Origin of the sequence: Laspinema palackyanum D2c (genome assembly GCF_025370875.1) — a bacterium.
Classification (GTDB): Bacteria; Cyanobacteriota; Cyanobacteriia; order Cyanobacteriales; family Laspinemataceae; genus Laspinema; species Laspinema palackyanum.
This window is the reverse complement of the sequence record NZ_JAMXFD010000028.1, coordinates 75,773-93,422: the sequence shown is the minus strand read 5'-3', so window position 1 is coordinate 93,422 and position 17,650 is coordinate 75,773. Positions and strand designations below refer to the sequence as shown.

14 protein-coding genes are annotated in these 17,650 nt (G+C 43.2%); 9 read left to right on the top strand and 5 right to left on the bottom strand.

The window, feature by feature from the left end; genetic code table 11:
* Positions 1-74: 74 nt before the first annotated feature.
* The 3 genes from NG795_RS23640 to NG795_RS23630 all read right to left on the bottom strand — a co-directional run bounded on the left by NG795_RS23640 (position 75) and on the right by NG795_RS23630 (position 4,508).
* Positions 75-242, bottom strand: coding sequence for a hypothetical protein (locus NG795_RS23640; RefSeq protein ID WP_367291075.1), 168 nt, complete (start codon positions 240-242; stop codon positions 75-77).
* Positions 243-385: 143 nt separating this feature from the next.
* Entirely contained in the window at positions 386-2,557 is a 2,172-nt protein-coding gene (locus NG795_RS23635) for a GumC family protein (protein WP_367291074.1), read from the bottom strand.
* Positions 2,558-2,639: 82 nt separating this feature from the next.
* Positions 2,640-4,508: an SLBB domain-containing protein gene (locus NG795_RS23630; protein WP_367291073.1), complete on the bottom strand. Its 1,869-nt coding sequence runs from the start codon at positions 4,506-4,508 to the stop codon at positions 2,640-2,642.
* Between the two features lie 537 nt (positions 4,509-5,045).
* Between NG795_RS23630 and NG795_RS23625 the strand changes: the two genes are divergently transcribed.
* The 7 genes from NG795_RS23625 to NG795_RS23595 all read left to right on the top strand — a co-directional run bounded on the left by NG795_RS23625 (position 5,046) and on the right by NG795_RS23595 (position 12,616).
* Complete coding sequence (locus tag NG795_RS23625; protein WP_367291072.1) at positions 5,046-5,507, top strand: helix-turn-helix domain-containing protein; 462 nt, start codon at positions 5,046-5,048, stop codon at positions 5,505-5,507.
* Positions 5,508-5,576: 69 nt separating this feature from the next.
* Positions 5,577-6,116, top strand: a complete 540-nt coding sequence (locus NG795_RS23620) for an IS630 family transposase (RefSeq protein ID WP_367291071.1) — start codon at positions 5,577-5,579, stop codon at positions 6,114-6,116.
* Between the two features lie 846 nt (positions 6,117-6,962).
* A complete protein-coding gene (locus NG795_RS23615; RefSeq protein ID WP_367291070.1) occupies positions 6,963-8,492 on the top strand; it encodes a lipopolysaccharide biosynthesis protein in 1,530 nt (509 codons plus the stop codon).
* 927 nt (positions 8,493-9,419) lie between these two features.
* Positions 9,420-10,181 carry a class I SAM-dependent methyltransferase gene (locus tag NG795_RS23610; RefSeq protein ID WP_367291069.1) on the top strand — a complete coding sequence of 254 codons (762 nt, stop codon included), beginning with the start codon at positions 9,420-9,422 and terminating at the stop codon, positions 10,179-10,181.
* 427 nt (positions 10,182-10,608) lie between these two features.
* Complete coding sequence (locus tag NG795_RS23605) at positions 10,609-10,884, top strand: class I SAM-dependent methyltransferase (RefSeq protein WP_367291068.1); 276 nt, start codon at positions 10,609-10,611, stop codon at positions 10,882-10,884.
* Between the two features lie 160 nt (positions 10,885-11,044).
* Positions 11,045-11,314 (top strand): hypothetical protein, encoded by a 270-nt coding sequence (locus NG795_RS23600; protein ID WP_367291067.1) that lies wholly within the window; start codon positions 11,045-11,047, stop codon positions 11,312-11,314.
* 54 nt (positions 11,315-11,368) lie between these two features.
* A complete protein-coding gene (locus NG795_RS23595; RefSeq protein ID WP_367291066.1) occupies positions 11,369-12,616 on the top strand; it encodes a glycosyltransferase in 1,248 nt (415 codons plus the stop codon).
* Here NG795_RS23595 and NG795_RS23590 read toward each other — a convergent pair.
* Positions 12,599-13,669, bottom strand: a complete 1,071-nt coding sequence (locus NG795_RS23590) for a glycosyltransferase family 2 protein (protein WP_367291065.1) — start codon at positions 13,667-13,669, stop codon at positions 12,599-12,601. The two genes, NG795_RS23595 and NG795_RS23590, sit on opposite strands and share 18 nt — an antisense overlap.
* 206 nt (positions 13,670-13,875) lie before the next feature.
* On the opposite strand from NG795_RS23590, the gene NG795_RS23585 reads away from it, so the two are divergent.
* Together NG795_RS23585 and NG795_RS23580 are read left to right on the top strand one after the other, a co-directional pair.
* Complete coding sequence (locus tag NG795_RS23585) at positions 13,876-15,120, top strand: glycosyltransferase family 4 protein (RefSeq protein WP_367291064.1); 1,245 nt, start codon at positions 13,876-13,878, stop codon at positions 15,118-15,120.
* 114 nt (positions 15,121-15,234) lie between these two features.
* A complete protein-coding gene (locus NG795_RS23580) occupies positions 15,235-16,533 on the top strand; it encodes an O-antigen ligase family protein (RefSeq protein ID WP_367291063.1) in 1,299 nt (432 codons plus the stop codon).
* 96 nt (positions 16,534-16,629) lie between these two features.
* On the opposite strand, the gene NG795_RS23575 is transcribed toward NG795_RS23580, so the two are convergent.
* Positions 16,630-17,406: a class I SAM-dependent methyltransferase gene (locus tag NG795_RS23575; RefSeq protein ID WP_367291062.1), complete on the bottom strand. Its 777-nt coding sequence runs from the start codon at positions 17,404-17,406 to the stop codon at positions 16,630-16,632.
* Positions 17,407-17,650 lie beyond the last annotated feature (244 nt).

The window sequence follows — 17,650 nt, the reverse complement described above, 5'->3', positions numbered from 1 at the left end:
CTATGCATATTTATGTCTAAATTACTGATTTTACCTCAAAATTATAAAATATGCAATTTATTTTGCATGACCGCTTATTGTAAAAAGGGATGCTTTACCCCCTGACGGCCACGCGGGTGTTCCAATTCAGCAAATTGCGATCGCCACTGCTGTTGGACTGACTCCGCGTCGATAGCAGGCGGCAGCGGTTGCTGGACTTTCGGTTTAGCTGAGTCTGTGGTGGAATCAAAGCTGAAGGCCATCGGAAACCTCGGCGATATGTTAACCGGGTGATTACCTAGCATATTACCAGCTCATTTTTCTTGTGCTTACCCTGCCGGAGGAATGTGGGTTTTATCCACCTAGCGTGACAAAAGAGGGATAGACTTTCTGAAACCCTAAAAACTTACCGTTCGCTCCCATTCGCAACAATTCCTAACACAGAGGCTCCAGAAATTTTTAATCCATCTAATGCTTTCACAACCACCGAACGCTCGGTTTTATCAATTTTAACCACCATTACAAATCCATCAGTTTGCGCCGCTAGAATACTACCATCAGCAAGTCCCATAAGAGGCGGGGTATCGTAAATGACTAAATCGAAAAAGTCTTGAAATTGCTCCATCAGAGAATGCATTTTTTTAGAAGATAACAACTTAATGGGATCAGAGGGCAAGGAACCTGCCGTTAAGACAAACAGGTTATCTTCATTAGGCAAGCGTTGAATCACCTCATTTAGACTGATATCGGTGGAAATAGCATCACTGAGACCCCGCAGGTTGGGTAAATCCAGCTTTGTATGAATCTTAGGAGAACGCAGATCTGCATCAACGATTAAGATTCGTTGCCCAATCGTGGCTGCTGTTTTTGCTAAATGTATTGCAATTGTAGACTTGCCAACGTTAGGTATAGCCCCGCCAATAACTAAAGAGTGAATCGGCTTGTGAATACTCAACAAGCGGATATTCGTATAGAGAGAGCGGAAAGCTTCTAACAAAGGAGAACTGATATAGGAACTTTGTCGATACTGAGACTCTCCGATCAAATCTAAGCCTTTTCGTTGACCTGTTCCAGCTAAAGCTAGAGGAGCAAGAGTTTTACGTTTCTGTGTACCTCTTTTAAGTTCTTTTGCAATAGGAATCATTCCCAGAATGGGCAGCCTGGTTTCTTCTTCTATATCATCAGCATCATGGAATACATTGTTAATAATTTCAGCGAAAAATGCAGCTATTAAACCCAACACGAGGCCAACAATTGCCAGTAAAATATAAGTTTTCCTGGGAGTTGTAGAAGTAGAAGGAGTTCCTGGAGGAGCAATAATCTGCCAAGGTATTTCCTGTTGAGCAGCATCCACCTGCAAATTATTCCGCTTAGTTAACAAGCTATTGAGAGAATCAGTCGCCACTTGTAATTGCTGTTCTAAATCCGCGTACTGTCGCGCCATTGTTGGATATTGTCTCAGGCGTTGTTCGTAACGCATTTGATCTTGCAATACCAGTTCCTTACGATCCTGTATTCCCTGTACCTCGCTCGCCACTTTTTCCAAAATAGTTAAAGCTTCTCGACGAGCCCGCAAATTCAGTTCCTGTTTTTGCTGCCTTAGATCTTGTATCGTATCGCTTTCTTCCCGATATTTAGTTAATGCCGCTGAAATTTCTGTATCTATAATACTTATGTCTCTGATTAAAAAGGTGTAAGTAGCAGCCTCTTTACTGAGAATAGAAACATAATTTCCCCTCTCAAATAGATTTTGTAAAGTAGCGTATTGGGATTCCCGTTCTGCCAGTAGAGATTGAATTTCTACGAGCTGGGGTCCAATCCTCTGGGCTTGTACCGACAGATAGCCGCCTTCCACAACAGGATTGATAAGATCATAGCGCTGCCGCAGACTTTCCAAGTCTCCTTGAAGTCTGTCAACGTCTGCCTGTTGAACCGGAATCTGATCTTTAATATAATTCATTCCTTGGCGAATCGTAGTCTGGCGTTCTTCTAAGCTGTACTTCAAATAACCTTCTGCCACTGTTTCTAAAATAAACTTAACCAATTCGGGATTACGATTGCGGAAACTTACTTCGATAATTTTAGTTCCTTCTGCTCCCTCCATAATCCGCTTTGTACTTAGCTCTCTCGTAATATGTGCGGGAGTTAATTGAGGGTAAACTTCCTGAATTCTTTCAATAATAGGCAGTATTATTTTAGGACTTTGCAAAACTCTAATTTGGGACTCATAATCCAGCCCTTCATTAGTTCCAAACGTAGTATCTCCCAGAGTTTGAGTGACCACTCTTAGTAATTTGTTCTCAGAAAGGGTCACCGGCTCAACTAAAATTTGAAACTTTCCTTCATATACAGGAGGTCGCTTTGAGAGCCTCCATGCATTAAATCCGGTAAATGAAATTGCTACTATAACAATTAAAAAAGCCCGACGCTTTCCAGCAGATACAAGCTTTCCTAGCTCTTTAATAATTTTCTCTTCATCACTCTTTTCTGGGGTGATTTTATAATCTAAAATATCGTCCTGGCGGCGTATTTTTTTTCCAGTATTTTCTCGGGTCATAAAATCTTGGTAGTTCTCCATATCCCCCCCTCCTTAGCTTTTACATGAGCGAAATTTTAGTCTACCCTCTACTTAAGGGTTTTATATTTTTGACTCAAATTTTTTATTCTTCCGGTAAACGAATAATTCCTAACATTTCCAGAAATCTCAAAGCTTGCATAGGACCTTCAAACACTTGTCGTAAAGTAACAATAGAGCCTAATGCATTTTGCAACCCTTCAGCAAAGCGTGTAACACCTGAGCGACTGACTACAATAATATCATTATTTCGGAGGAGGGGATTAGTCACCTCATTGATTTGTGCTGAAAAGTCAAGGGTGACTATTTTTTGAGAAATAGTGCCATTAGGGTTCTGACGAATCAACTCTACTGAAGTCCCTTGTGCCCGAGGATTATCTAGTCCTCCTGCTGCGAATAGGGCTTGATTCAAGGAGGTACTCGATGACACCTGTAAAGCAGTCGGCGTAAAAAACCTGGGATCGCCGGTAGGTCCCACTACATAAACTTGAATATTAGCCGGAGCAATACTCGAACTTGCTATAGTTTGGGCTTCTGCCGGACTGATTTCGCTGGCAGTGGGAATAAAAATAGTATCTCCCTCTTGCAAAATCTGATCTTGACTAAAATCTCCTACTTGCAAGAGTTGCCACAGGTTAGCTGTAAAAACTTGTTGTCCTCCGGTTTGGGTCGGGCGGCTTATTTGAATCCGGCGCAGATCTGCATCGGGTGTGATGCCACCAGCCAGTTGAATCGCTCGAGTGACCGTGGGCAATCCTACCGGAGTTCGGTTGGCGGGTGATTCGCCCCCGAAAACAATGTAGGAGCCTGGACGATTCACTTCACCTACGACCACAACAGTGCGCGGTGTAGTCAAGTCCATTCCAAATTTAGCTGAGCCTAACTGCTGTGCTAGCTGGGGGTTTACTTCACGAGCAGTGGGAATAATGATCGTATCTCCGTCCTGCAAGATCAGATCTTGAGAAAGATCCCCATTTTGCAATAACTGCCATAGGTCCACATCAAAGATCCGTTCACCTCCTGTTTTAGTGGGACGACGAACTTGAATCTGACTAATATCTGCCGTTAATGTCGTTCCCCCAGCGAGTTCGAGGGCTCGTGTCACGGTAGGAAGTCCTAAGGGGACTCGCGTTGATTCTATGTCTCCTCCTAGTACCACATAGACTCCAGGCTGAGTTACTTCACCCACTACAGCAACAGTGCGGGGTGCAGCTAGATCTAGAGCCAAGCTAGAAGTTGCTACTTCTCGGCTTTGAGCCATAGAGACATTTTCTGCTGTAGGTACTATGATCGTATCTCCATCTAGCAATGAGATGTTTTCTTCACGAGCTCCTTGCTGCAAAAATTGCCATAGGTTGATGCGGATAATTTGCTCTGCATTCCCGCTTTGAGTTCGACGAACCTCAATCTGAGTCATGTCAGCCTCTTGGGTGACTCCCCCAGCGAGTTCAATAACATCTGTTACGGTTGGAGCGCGCAAGCCAGGAAATCTTTGATCTTCCCGGGAAATGATGTAGGAGCCTGGGGTATTCACCTCACCGGCAACTACAATTGTTAGGGCGCGAGGTCTCAGAAGCTTGACTGCTATTCGGGGTCGTCTAAGGATCTGATTGTACATGGCTGTAATCGTGTCATTAGCCTGTTCTAATGTTAATCCCTGGAGAGAGACGCTGCCCACTTCAGGCAAGTTGATCACACCGTCTGGCGGGAGCAGGTATTCTCCGCTGTATTCGGGAATTTGAAAGTTATCAATTCGAATCAAGTCTCCTCCTCCCATAATGTAAGGAGAAGTTGCAGGCAGGCTGCCGGGATTGAAGTTAGCTGAACCCGGTCCCTGTACGGTGGGGGTTACTTGAGCCTCCACCTCAGATGAAGCCGTCAGCACAATGAGGGCCGAGAGGAATATACCCGCTAGGGCATTGCTGATTGGTCTGGAACAATCTAGATCGCTCACCTCAAAAATTTCCCTAATGTCTTGTTGATTTATAAAATTATAGGGTGGAGTTTCGCGAGGTGTTCTGCCTACTTGGAAACTCTTATGAAGGATTAGAGACGCTTGCTGGAGCCTGTGCCCTCACGAGGAAAACTACTCGGTCCCCGATTTCTCTCATTGTCCCTACAAGTAACAAAGGTTGGAACAGTTCTTTATTAGAGAAACTCACGCATTCAATTTCACTTCTAATGTTACATTCCTTCACAAATATCAATCGGAAATCTTCGCCTGAACTAGCGGGTTTGTCTACAGAATTACTTACATTGTAGCTAAATTTTATTAAACCGGCTTGGAATAGCACCTTTAGTCCTCTAGGCCCAGACCAACCAGAAAACCTCATCGAGTGGGCCTTGATCAAAAATATAAGTTATGAGATTAAAGAGGTTGACAAAATGGCCCAGGTATGGGTAATCTGTCTCCCTCTGAGTTATACCAATTCTGTAAATGTTGGCTACAGATATGGTAAGCTATGAATAAGCATAAGGTAGGAGCGAACACATGGCAGGAGTTTGTAAAATAGAAATCCGAGAAACTGAAGAAGAACTTAAAAAGCTTTTGAGCCAGGAGAAAACGGGCGCAGTCAAAGAAAGACTACAACTTTTGTACTTACTCAAGACAAAAAAAGCTAAAAGCGTCACCGAAGCCGCTGAGATTTTGGGAAGAAATCGGGTGACCCTACAAGAGTGGCTCAAGAAATACCGTGAGGGAGGACTCGCAAATTTTTTATCGAAAAAAGTGTCAACAGGAAGAAGTAAAGAAATACCAGATTGGGCAGAAAAAGCTTTAGAAAAAGCCTTAAAATCTCCTGAAGGGTTTAATAGCTATGGAGAAATCTGTAGATGGTTATCAGAAAGACTAGGGAAAGAAGTTAACTATAAAACTGTATATCAATTAGTTCATTATCGGCTCAAAGCCTCCCCAAAAATAGCGAGACCCATCAGCCGAGAACAACAAGGATAAAAGTTAGAGAATTTTTAAAAAAACTTCACCGAAAATATAGCCATACTGGCTTGGGTAGCCATATCAGTTATGGGTTTGGGCAATTCAGTTCGATTTTTTTGTCAAGATGAAACCCGGATTGGATTGAAGACAATTAGTGGCCGTAAAATTACGCTTCGTGGCGTCAAACCTTACGGCCAAGTCCAAGGGAAATTTAAAGCGACTTATATTTATGGAGTAATCGAACCCAAAACCGGAAAACATTTTTTTTATAAGTTTACTCATCTAAACAGCCAATGCTTTCAGATATTTCTGGAATTAGTTTCCCCAAAATATCCAGAAGATATTCTTATTATTCAATTAGACAACGGGGGATTTCATAAAGCCAAAAAACTCAAGATACCCCAAAACATCATTTTAATGTTTCAACCCTCTCATTCTCCCGAAACCAATCCCATTGAACAGGTATGGCAGTATTTGAAACGGGGTTTGAGATGGCAACTCCCTGCCAATCTTGATGAATTGCGAGTTTTAATTAGTCAACAACTAGAGAGAATGTCTAACGAAGTTATTGCCTCAAGTGCAGCCCGAGCATATATTCTCGACGCCCTATCTGTAGTCGAAATTTAAAGAATTGGTATTACCCTAAGCATTACTGCCATATTTGTTTACAATCTTATAAGGATAGTGCCAGTCTGGGTTGGCGGGATGATTCACGATTTGCGGGAGCTGATCTAATTCACTTAAGTGTGAAAACCGAGTGAATCTGCCACATCATAAAATAGAAAGGGAGCCTCCAAACTTGAAATGTTTCCTGACACTTAAATGAAGGAAAAAAGCGCATTGACGGGCTAACGGATGGAACAATACCGTGGAAAAATGAAAGGGTGAAGTCTTGGGGCGCATCCGAATTGCAATATGCTTCGTTGGGGATGAGCACCTTAAAATAGGTGATTGATAAAACTTGTTGAAGACCGAGCTGGCTAGGAAGCCCAAGGTTAGTGTTCCGCAAGCCTTTGAAGATTAGGGTGCTATCCAATGGCCTATAATTTGGGGGCTTCCTAGACGACTGTACATAGAATCCCAGCCATATCAAGGGGTTACACAACGAGGTTTCGTGTTTTTATCCCTATCTATTCTCAATAATTTCTAATATCTGAGAATCTAAGCCGAATGGCATGGATCCTTTGATGTATCAACCTAAGACGAACTATTGGATTTTCATGGGTTTTGAGCGCGTTGCCACCACCTTGACATGGCTAGTGTAGAATCCTTACCAGTAGGTCTTATGAACTGGTTTTATGCGGGGCCATGTTTTTTGTCCACTATGGGTGGCCCGATCGGACTTATACAGAACTTTTCACGGTCCAGTATATTGGCTTGCAATGAAAATTAACCGGGCTTTTAGGACAAGACTTAAGTCGCCGGATAGTTATTGATAGAGTAATCTCCATAATCTCCAGGATAGGTGTCAAATTGTCAGATCCTATAAGACCAACTCCCAAAGCTGACGATCCGCAAAGATATTTCTCCACCGACCATTTAGAGGTCGATTTAAAGGATCGGTCGATTCGCAGTGGCCTAGTGACGGCGATCGCCCAGGCCAGCAAGTTTATTTTACTGATGGGTTCAAATATTGTTCTTGCCCGCTTGCTTGTGCCGGAAGACTATGGTTTGCTTGCTATGGTGCTGACTGTGACTTCTTTCGTCGCCATGTTTAAAGATATGGGTTTATCCACAGCAACTATCCAACAGGCCAACATTACCCATAATCAGGTCAGTAACCTGTTTTGGATCAATGTTGTGCTTGGGTTCGGGATTGGGCTGCTCAACGCCCTTGTATCACCTATCGTAGCTTGGTTTTATCAGGAACCCCGCCTAATCGGGATTACTATTGTCCTAGGGATTGGATTCGTGTTTAGTGGGCTGACCGTGCAACACCAAGCGTTGTTAAGAAGGCAGATGCGCTTTGGGGTTCTAGCTGCTATAGAGGTTACAGCACTAGCTAGTGGGATTGGTTCGGCGATCGTTTTGGCCTCGTATGGTAGTGGCTATTGGTCTCTGGTTATGCTTAATATCGTGACCGATGTTCTCGTCTGTGCGGGAGTCTGGTTGGGGTGTGGTTGGCGTCCTGGTCTTCCGGTCCGGCAATCTGGTGTAAGTTCGATGTTAGCGTTTGGGGGAAACCTCACGGGTTTTAACTTTTTTAATTTCTTTAGCCGTAATTTAGATAACGTACTCATTGGGTGGCGCTGGGGGGCAGAACCCCTGGGACTCTATGCTAAAGCTTATCAATTACTACTGCTGCCGATCCAGCAGATCAACGCCCCCATGACAACGGTGGCGCTTCCGGCCTTGTCTCGCTTACAATCTGACCCAGCGCGCTATCGGTCCTATTACTGCAAAGGAATCAGGTTGATGGTATCCTTCGGTATGCCAGTGGTAGCCTTCCTATTAGTTGTCGCAGACAAGGTAATTGAAATCCTGCTAGGGGAGCAATGGCTAGAGATCATTCCAATTTTTCGTCTGTTAGGTCCTTCTGCTTTCTTAGGTACTCTTAATATGTCAATGGGATGGGTCTATCTTTCCTTAGGTCGAACGGATCGATTGCTGCGTTGGACTCTAGTGGCCTCACCTTTGACGATATTGAGTTTTCTGATCGGTCTCCCTTGGGGGCCTCAAGGTGTAGCCCTTTCTTATAGCATATTCTTTACGCTCTTGCTTGTTCCTGGCATTATGTATTGCTATCAGGGTTCGCCACTACAACTGCGGGATTTAGTTAGAGCGATCGCTCGACCTACGGTAGCCTCCATCGGTGCTGCTTTAACACTAGCCGGAATTAACCTCTTCCTACCTAGCCTAAATCTGTTCGCTGATCTATTAAGAGATTGCGTATTGTACGGATCGTTTTACATTCTCCTCTGGTTAGCTCCCCCCAATGGCACTGAGGCCGTACTAGAGATGGTAAGGATCCCTCAAACTCTCTTTTCTAAAAAGCCACAGTAACAGGAGGGAAGGTCAGGGGCTAGGAGATTGTAACAAATTGTATCTGCTAGAACAGATTAGAAAATTTTGGTCTAATATTATTACCAGCAATAACTAATTGTAGAGCGCGGCTAAATCAATGAAACAATGAGAAAAGGATCACGCTCTTGGTAGCTTCGCTAAACGGGGGGTTTTCCATGATTTAGATCCCCTATAGAAACCACTGCGACTCATCATGATGGCGCATAAGTTGCAGGATTATGGATGATGCCAATTTGAAGAAGGCCCGGGAAAATAATATTTCCAATCTCTGTAAAACCGGCGAGGTTTTCCTATTAACGGATTTATTGGGAGCGGATGAGCCTATTCAACAAGCTGCCCATGTAAAAAATCTCTGTTTAGCCCCATATTAGTCACGATTGCCTACATTGGGAGGGAAATTATTAGATGTACAACTGAGCTATTTCTATTCTTCTCTAAAGAAAAATTAGTTCAAATGGTATGACAATATACTGGCATCATTGTATTCTATTATAGGCCCCCAAATCATAGAAATTCCCAGCAACAACTTTAGCTGAGGAATTTGGCAGACCCCAGAAAGTTAAATGCTCGTTATTGTGTTATGAAAAACCATCCAGATTATGTCACATGAAATAGGTCCTTTAAATGAATTGAACATAAAACCAGGCGTTAATTAAAACCCGTGAACATCAGGAGTATTGTATTCAGGACAAAAACTTAGGTTAGTTCCTGTCTAAATGTAAATCGATTGTTCGGTTGTTGGCGATCGCCTAGAAAAAATGGGTAAGAAGTCAGTCATTAGACTCGTGAAAGTTTTCTGACTATCTGACTAATTGACTCTAATCCCCTGATAAATCAGCTTGTCTTTTTACAGGGATGCCAGAATTCTATTGTATTCTTAATCAAGGTATGAGGGAGGTTTAACGAATGAAATTTGAAGAAGTGAAACAACTCCTAGAAGGAGTTCCGTTTATGACACCTGCTCAAGGGAAAATAATTTATGATTTTATTATAGACAACAAAGTCTCAAACTGTTTAGAATTAGGGTTTGCTCATGGGGTTTCTAGTTGTTATATAGCCGCTGCCTTAGATGAAATAGGAGGAGGCAATCTGACGACAGTCGATTTAATCTCCACTACACAATGGCGAGACCCTTCTATCGAACAACTCCTCTCGAAAACCGGGTTAGAAAAGTACGTTACTGTTGTGCGGGAACAAACTTCATATACCTGGTTTTTAAAAAAGCAAATCGAAAAAAATACGGAAAACTACAGTTGCCAGCCGATTTATGACTTTTGTTTCATAGATGGGTCGAAAAACTGGACAATTGATGGCTTCGCTTTTTGTTTAGCAGACAAGTTGCTAAAGCAAGGTGGATGGGTTCTGTTTGATGATTATAACTGGACGTATGGGGGAACCGGAAGAAGCTCAACCGATGGGATAAATCATGAAGAAATGGGAGAGGATGAATTGAATACTCCCCACATAGAATTGTTGTTTCGCCTAGTCGTGATGCAACATCCCGATTATTCGGAGTTCAAAATCCAAGATGAATGGTGGGCTTGGGCACGCAAAAAGAGTAACTCGCAAAGAAAAACAATTACTGTTGAAGAAACTCAAAGTTTTAAAGCTCTTTTAAAAAATGCTTTAAAGTCTTTGGCTAAAGGAGGTCAAGCGAAAACTAAATAAATGAAAAATCTTTAATCTCCCAATAAGCTGATGATGAACAGAATGAGGACTCGTCTAAAAAATTCCAGATGGTCTATAGTTGGCCCCTCATTCTGTCTGTTACATTTCATTTTTACTGATAGATAAATAGATTAATCTATTAATCTATAGCGGGTCGAAAATTAGGTCTTACTTGAGGGTCATCCGGATGAGTGTAATCTGCCCACTAAGTGGTAATGCTAATGTCAAAATTTTGGAAGAAGGGAATTCAAAAACTTTAATTTCACTGTATAAAAAGTTTTCAAAATAGATGTTTTTAAATAATTTTATGGAATTGACAAAATACAAATTACCAGTCAAACGAGTCAGATTTAATATATTTTTAGCCCCCGACCGCCGGTGGTGTTAATGGTTTGATGAGCAATTACAAAAATTTGATTGGTACTATATGGATGAAAAGTCCGAATACAATTTTGCCAACCCATTCATAAAGAAATCAGATTTAATTCTCGAAATCGGATGTGGAAAAGGGGCTTTTTCTAAAAAAGTAGCGAGCGCTAATTATGTCGGGCTTGAATTTAGCGGGAAAGCAAAAGAACTTGCCGAACACCAGGGAACGTTAGTGCTGAATGAGTCTATCCAACCACATTCTTTAGAGAATTCTGATAAATTAAATATGATGTGGTTTGGGCCTTCCAAGTTCTCGAACATATTCCTGAAATAAATTCATTTATAGAAGGTTGTATTAGATCTACCAACCAGGGGGCATCTTAATCTATTCAGTCACCAGTGCTGACTCATGTTTATCTTTAATCAGTAATAATTTGCTCAATATGCCCCCGCATCATGTTAATTTTTTGTCTGATAAATTTATGAGATATTTAGTGGAAAAATTTAATTTAAACCTAGTCAGTATCCAGCATAAAAAATTATCAGATTTTCATAAAGAATGGTGGATTTTTTCGCTTGTTAACAATAGCCGGAAGGCTGCTTTAAAGCAAGAACCTAAGTGGCTAGACAACTTCATGCCATACAAAATTTGGCAAAAGATATCGGGAATTGACGGAAAAATTTTAGCCAAGAGAATGAATGATGAAAGAGGTTTACTTGATGGTCATTCAGTAACAGTTATTTATCAAAAACAAGCGCCCTAATATCTTGGGATTAAGTCAACCGAAAATTTGTAAAAACCACACTTCCTCAAACTTATGAAAATTGCTGTCATGCTTGGCAAATTTCCCGCTTTATCTGAAACCTATATTTTAAATCAAATTACCGGCTTAGTTTCCCGAGGACATGAAGTAGACATTTATGCCGATGAACCCGGCGAAACGTCGAAAGTTCATCCGGACGTAGAGAAGTACAACTTGCTGGATAAAACCCGCTATGCTCCCCTGCCTGCTAAAAAAGTGTTACGGACAGTGAAAGGAGCAAAAATCCTGCTTGCTCATGGCTACAAATCACCCATGACTTTGCTGCGATCGCTAAATTTATTTAAGTACAATTACTTCAAGCATCGAGACCAAGGCTACTTTTTAAGGCTCTTATATTCTGCCATCCCTCTTTTAGATCAGCCCGCTTATGATATTATCCATTGCCACTTTGCACCCTACGGACTACGGGGGGTATTATTGCGGGAAATTGGTGCAATTCAGGGAAAAATCATCACAACCTTTCATGGGTTTGACGTAAATCTTTATCCCCGTCAGACCCATCCCAATATTTATCAAGACTTGTTTCAAAAAGGGGACCTCTATACCGCTAATACTCCTTACACCGCAAGTAAAGCTGTAGCCCTAGGCTGCCCACCTGACAAAATTTTCACCCTCCCGATGGGCATCAATTTGTCTCATTACAGGTTTCGTCCACCCACTCTCGGACAAGGGGAGTCCGTGAAAATCATGACCGTGGCTCGACTCGTAGAAAAAAAAGGAATTGAGTATTCCATTCAAGCGGTTGCCAAAGTTTTAGAACATCATCCTAACCTAGAATATCAAATTGTTGGAGATGGACCTCTTCGAGAGCCTTTGAAGCATTTGATTGGAGAACTGGGAATTGCCGAAAAAGTTCAGATTCTCGGATGGAAAACCCAAGAAGAACTAATCCATCTTTATGATTCCTCCCATATTTTCCTGTTGTCGAGCGTCACTGCTGCGGATGGAGATCAAGAAGGACAGGGCCTGGTCTTACAAGAAGCCCAGGCGAGGGGCCTGCCCGTCTTGTCTACACTGCACAACGGGATTCCAGAAGGGATTTTAGAAGGAAAATCCGGCTTTTTAGTCCCAGAAAGAGACGTGGAGGCACTTGCTGAAAAGTTGAGCTATCTGGTGGAGAATCCGGAAGTGTGGCCGCAAATGGGTAAGGCGGGGCGGACCTACATGGAAGAAGGCTATGATATCAACAAACTCAACGATCGCCTCGTTGAAATCTATCAACAACTATTGGGTTCCAGTTAAAGGCAGGGGGACCATTGGAAGTTGAACCGACTTAGGCACAGGAGTATTACAAAACGTTTTGGACCATTTGAACGCCAATCCTTTTGGCCAAGTCAATTCAAAAAACTTGTAGATAATCCGGCTAATTAAAGCTTCTCCCCCAGCAATCTGATTGAGATACCAGGCCCCTTGGGAATAAAAGGGTTGCTGGACCCAGTTTTTGTCATAGCTACTTCTCCAAACCCTCAACGCTTCAGACCTATCTCCACTTTCTACCCAACATTGAGCCAGCCAAAAGGAGAGTCCTCCCATCAAAATTAGTCGTTCGTTAGTGAGCAATCCCGCATTCATCAGCCGGTGATGAGTCAGATCAAACAAGCGTTCATGGGATTTCAAATGGGCCGGGGATTTTGAGGTAGACCCAATAGATTGATGTTGTGACACCCGCCAAAAACAATCCGCTGTAGAAAAGCGCTTATAATTGAACTGGAGAATTAAAGCCCGCATCGGAAGATCCCAGTCCTGAAAACTCAACAGATCTTCGTCCCAAGACCCCAGTTTATCAAAGGATGGGCGTTTCCAAATCATACAAAGACCCTGCCAGGGACAATCAATTTTTAAAAATCTATTTATATCATCTTGTTGGGTAGTTGTTTCCTTATTTAAAAGCAATCTCATATCACCGGGGTGATTACGAAATAGGACGGCGGAGAACACTCCGAAATCAAGTTCGGGGTTGTTTTCCATTGCTTGAAAGCGATTGGATAAAGCTGTGGGTGCGAGCAAATCATCCGAATCGAGGTAGATGACATATTTTCCTTCAGAGGCAGCGGTTCCCTGGTTCCGACGAGCCGGTGCACCGGAAGTTGAACTCTCGCGCTCTAGGAACCTAATTCGCGAGTCTTCCTGGCTCACTCGTTGTAGGAACTCGACAGTGCCATCATTGGATCCATCATCAACGACCAACGCTTCCCACTGAGTGAAGGTTTGTTGGCGAAGAGACTCTAAAGTTTGTTGCAGGAGCTGGAGTCGATTGAGAGTGGGAATGATTACCGAAATTGCAGGCGGTTTCATTGTCCTTGGATGGTTGCTAGAATGAAAAGCTAATTTTGCTTGTATTTTATAATGATGACAGGATAGTTCTTCGGAACGCGACCAACCTGTTTGTGAAAGTGGCCTGCCTCATGTTTGAGAGAAATAGTCCACAGGCAGAGTAAATCACTGGTCTTTCTCCATCGCCGATCTGACTTCAAATCAAGTTCACTAGAAAAGGGATTTCCATGAAAGTTCTACTCATCAGTGCTTCCGATTGGGAAGGAGGGGCCGCTCGGTCCGCCTATCGATTACATCAGGGTTTGCAAGAGATTGGTTCCGACTCCCAAATTTTAGTGCAAACGAAATTAAGCGATGATAGACGAGTTATTGTGCAAAATAGTAGCCTTGCAAAAGATTTTGCCAAGCTAAGACCGAATCTGAACCGACTCCCGATGTTCATTCACCCAAACCGTATTCGCGACGTTTTTTCACCCCAATGGATTCCGGATGGAATTGCCGCTCAAGTTAATAAGATTGCTCCAGATGTGATTAACCTTCATTGGGTCTGTGGGGGATATCTACAAATTGAGACCCTCGCGCATTTGAAGCAACCCATTGTTTGGACATTCCATGATATGTGGGGTTTTACAGGAGGATGTCATTTTAGTGGGAATTGCGATCGCTATACTGAATCTTGTGGGACTTGTCCACAATTAGACAGCCAGAGGAATTGGGATATCTCTCGTTGGGTTTGGCAGCGGAAAGCAAAAGCGTGGAAGAATCTTAAGTTAACGATAGTTACTCCCAGCCATTGGTTGGCCAAACAAGCCCAAGCCAGTTCTCTTTTCAAGGAAGTGCCAGTGGAGGTTATTCCCTATGGTCTGAATACAGAAACTTATAAACCAATGGACCGGGCGATCGCTCGGGACCTGCTGAAATTACCGCAGGATAAGCAATTGATTTTGTTTGGCGCACTGAATGCCACTACGGATCCACGGAAGGGATTTCATTTACTTCAACCAGCCCTGCAACAATTGAGCCAGTCTCAATGGAAAGAACAGATAGAACTCGTGGTTTTTGGGGCATCTAGAGCAACCGAAGGCACCGAACTCGGGTTCAAGTCTCATTACTTAGGAAAACTCAATGATGAACTTTCCCTAGCTCTAGTTTATTCCGCCGCTGATGTTTTTATTCTCCCCTCCATTCAAGATACCTTACCCAACACGGTCATGGAAGCTCTAGCCTGTGGTACTCCCTGCGTCGGGTTTAACATTGGCGGAGTACCGGACATGATCGAACACCAAACCAATGGTTATTTGGCAAAACCTTTTGAGATTGAAGATTTAGCACGAGGAATTGTTTGGATCCTCGAAAATTCAGAGCGATATCAAAAGCTCTCCCATCAAGCTCGGGAAAAAGTCGAAAGAGAATATACCTTAGAGCGCCAAGCTCGCCGCTACTCGGACCTATTTAATCAGGTGATGGACTGAGGAAAGATCTCCTAACCTTAGTCCATCCAGTTAGGATTTGTTATTCTGTAAATTAGTCCTTGTTTCTGTAAATTAGCATTTGTGGCTCGATCCTAAGCATCATTTAGTGCTGTTATGTATGTACCACAGTTGATCCGTTCCCTACTCCGGCTCGGACTTTATACCGAAAAAGCGTTTGTTGTTGTGACATTTTTGCTTTCTACCGACGCTTTTCGACTCTCGTTGGGTCCTAATAGAACGCGGCTTATTTTTTTGCTGATTTATACCATCAGCTTGAGCCTAATCGTTCTACGGTGGAAGCGCTGTCTCCTGGGGATTATTAGGGCGGGCAATTTATCCCCTTATATCCTGGTGGGCATTGCTTTTCTCTCGATACAATGGTCCCAAGACCCCCTAGTTACCAGAGGTCATCTTCGCGATTTCATAGGCATTACCATATTTGCCACTTACGTTGGAACTCGTTACACCGTAAAAGAGCAGTTTGAGATGTTATGCCTGACCCTGGGTCTGGCTACATTCCTCAGTATGCTGTATGGCTTTGCGAAACCCTCAGATGGAGTTCATCCGGAACCCATGTTTAACGGAGCGTGGCGCGGTATTTATAACCATAAAAACGTACTGGGTAGCCTCATGGGTCTTAGTGCTGGCTTCTTTGTGTTGCTGGCCCGTAGTCGATTGTGTCCTTCTTGGCTGGCTTGGTCAGGCTGTATTCTTTCTATATTTTTGTTAATGCAGGCCAAATCAGGAGGAGGGCGGGTAACTTTTTTAGTGCTGTTGGTTCTTATTCCACTTTACCGAGGATTGCGTTTTCGCTCTAAACTGATAGTCTACTTCGCAATCCTCGTGGTGTTACTCGGCGGCGTGAGTGGGGTGTGGTTTGGAGATAATTCAGGACTCGTCTTTGAGTCTCTGGAGAAGGACGATACCCTGAGCGGACGTACACCTGTGTGGGAACTGATGCTGGAAACAAGCAGAGAAAATCGTTGGCTCGGGTTCGGGTTCAAGACCTATTGGCTCGGGTTTAGGGGACCCTCCGCATATATCTGGCTCAATAGTCCTTGGAGACCCAATTACGGTCATAATGGGTTTATGGACTTGTTGGTGGAATTGGGAGTAGTGGGATTATCGATGTTTTTGATCGCATTCACCATTAATTTGATCCACAGTTTTCGCTGGATAATCCAGACCAAAACGATGGAAACACTATGGCCGATGCTTTTCCTAACCTATCTGGTCTTTGCCAACATTACGGAAACCCGTCTGGTTGAACCCAAGAGTCTATATTGGTTAGTCTTTGTACTCATTGGTTTGTTACCCATGCCTCCATCTTTAGACTCAGCCAGGGAACCAGAATATTCACTGCCCAATTCTCTTTCAGAGCAAGAGAGATGGGTGCAACCCACTCGGGAGTAAACTGTGAACTCGCATTTGAATAGGATTTATAGAATGAGGAGGTCTGTGGTGAGTCAGGAGACCTCCTTTTTCATTATTTTCTCTTGCCGAATCCAGCTACTGTTGAGTGTCGTACTTGATGACTATCCCAATCATCATATTTCCTAGCCAGCCAAACAACCAATCGAGTATAAAGTAGAAGGATTTTACGGCCAAAACTGCTCCTTGCTTACCCCCTAAAATTTTTCCGACTTTTGCCATCAAGAGATTATGATTCCATAACCGAATGGCCTGGATAGAGCAGGGAGATTTTAAAATGTAGCTCTGAGTGACCTGTTTTAACAGCAAAGCGTTCCAACGAAATACATAATTCACAGTTCCCCCATGATTTTCCCAAGTCGTCCCCATTAAGTTAGCGACTAAACCTAAATGAGGTTCGATCACAATGACCGCTTTTCTGGCGACGCGGAGCATTTCAGTAAACCCCAGCACCGGGCGGGGAAGGTGATGAAGACCATCTTGTACTAGAACTAAATCGTAGCTTTCATTTGGAAGCTCTAGTTGTTCTGCATTGATTACTTGGGTTTCTAAACGAGAATCTCGTTTATTGCAAGCCTCTAATGCAGTTTCGGAGATATCTGAAACGGTAACCGATTTGAACCCATAGTTTGCTAAGAAGCTGCCCTCGCCGCCAACTCCACCACAGAGAACTAAAACATTCCAATCCGCTGGGGAAGCCTGGGTAATCTGCATCACCCGATCCACCGCAATTCGCAATCTTCTGGTAAGTAGATATTGAGTTAGAGGATCCTGGGAATCCCAATACGACCAATTTTCAGCTCGGGAATAAGTATCATTGAAGGATTTCTTTTGCTGGGTTACTCCGTCTGTCATGGTTTTATGATTCCTTTTGGTTTTATAGAGTAAGGATGAGTAGGTATGGTAAAATTTAGGCCAGGAATTCCTCGATAGGATCTGGAGACCAGAAGAGTGGCAGAATCTCTCCACAGGGGAGGGGGCTGATGGTCACACTAGGGAGGGCGGTAATACTACCTAACTCGGGCTGATATGATAGGCTAAGGACCCTCTATTTCCAGAAACAGCACCTGCTGATTTTGGGTTCAGGAGAGTTATAGAA

Excerpts from the sequence above, each read along its gene's own strand:
- NG795_RS23640 (WP_367291075.1), bottom strand. The coding sequence starts at position 242 with ATGGCCTTCAGCTTTGATTCCACCACAGACTCAGCTAAACCGAAAGTC.
- NG795_RS23635 (WP_367291074.1), bottom strand. The coding sequence starts at position 2,557 with ATGGAGAACTACCAAGATTTTATGACCCGAGAAAATACTGGAAAAAAA.
- NG795_RS23625 (WP_367291072.1), top strand. The coding sequence starts at position 5,046 with ATGGCAGGAGTTTGTAAAATAGAAATCCGAGAAACTGAAGAAGAACTT.
- NG795_RS23620 (WP_367291071.1), top strand. The coding sequence starts at position 5,577 with ATGGGTTTGGGCAATTCAGTTCGATTTTTTTGTCAAGATGAAACCCGG.
- NG795_RS23610 (WP_367291069.1), top strand. The coding sequence starts at position 9,420 with ATGAAATTTGAAGAAGTGAAACAACTCCTAGAAGGAGTTCCGTTTATG.
- NG795_RS23605 (WP_367291068.1), top strand. The coding sequence starts at position 10,609 with ATGGATGAAAAGTCCGAATACAATTTTGCCAACCCATTCATAAAGAAA.
- NG795_RS23595 (WP_367291066.1), top strand. The coding sequence starts at position 11,369 with ATGAAAATTGCTGTCATGCTTGGCAAATTTCCCGCTTTATCTGAAACC.
- NG795_RS23590 (WP_367291065.1), bottom strand. The coding sequence starts at position 13,669 with ATGAAACCGCCTGCAATTTCGGTAATCATTCCCACTCTCAATCGACTC.
- NG795_RS23585 (WP_367291064.1), top strand. The coding sequence starts at position 13,876 with ATGAAAGTTCTACTCATCAGTGCTTCCGATTGGGAAGGAGGGGCCGCT.
- NG795_RS23580 (WP_367291063.1), top strand. The coding sequence starts at position 15,235 with ATGTATGTACCACAGTTGATCCGTTCCCTACTCCGGCTCGGACTTTAT.
- NG795_RS23575 (WP_367291062.1), bottom strand. The coding sequence starts at position 17,406 with ATGACAGACGGAGTAACCCAGCAAAAGAAATCCTTCAATGATACTTAT.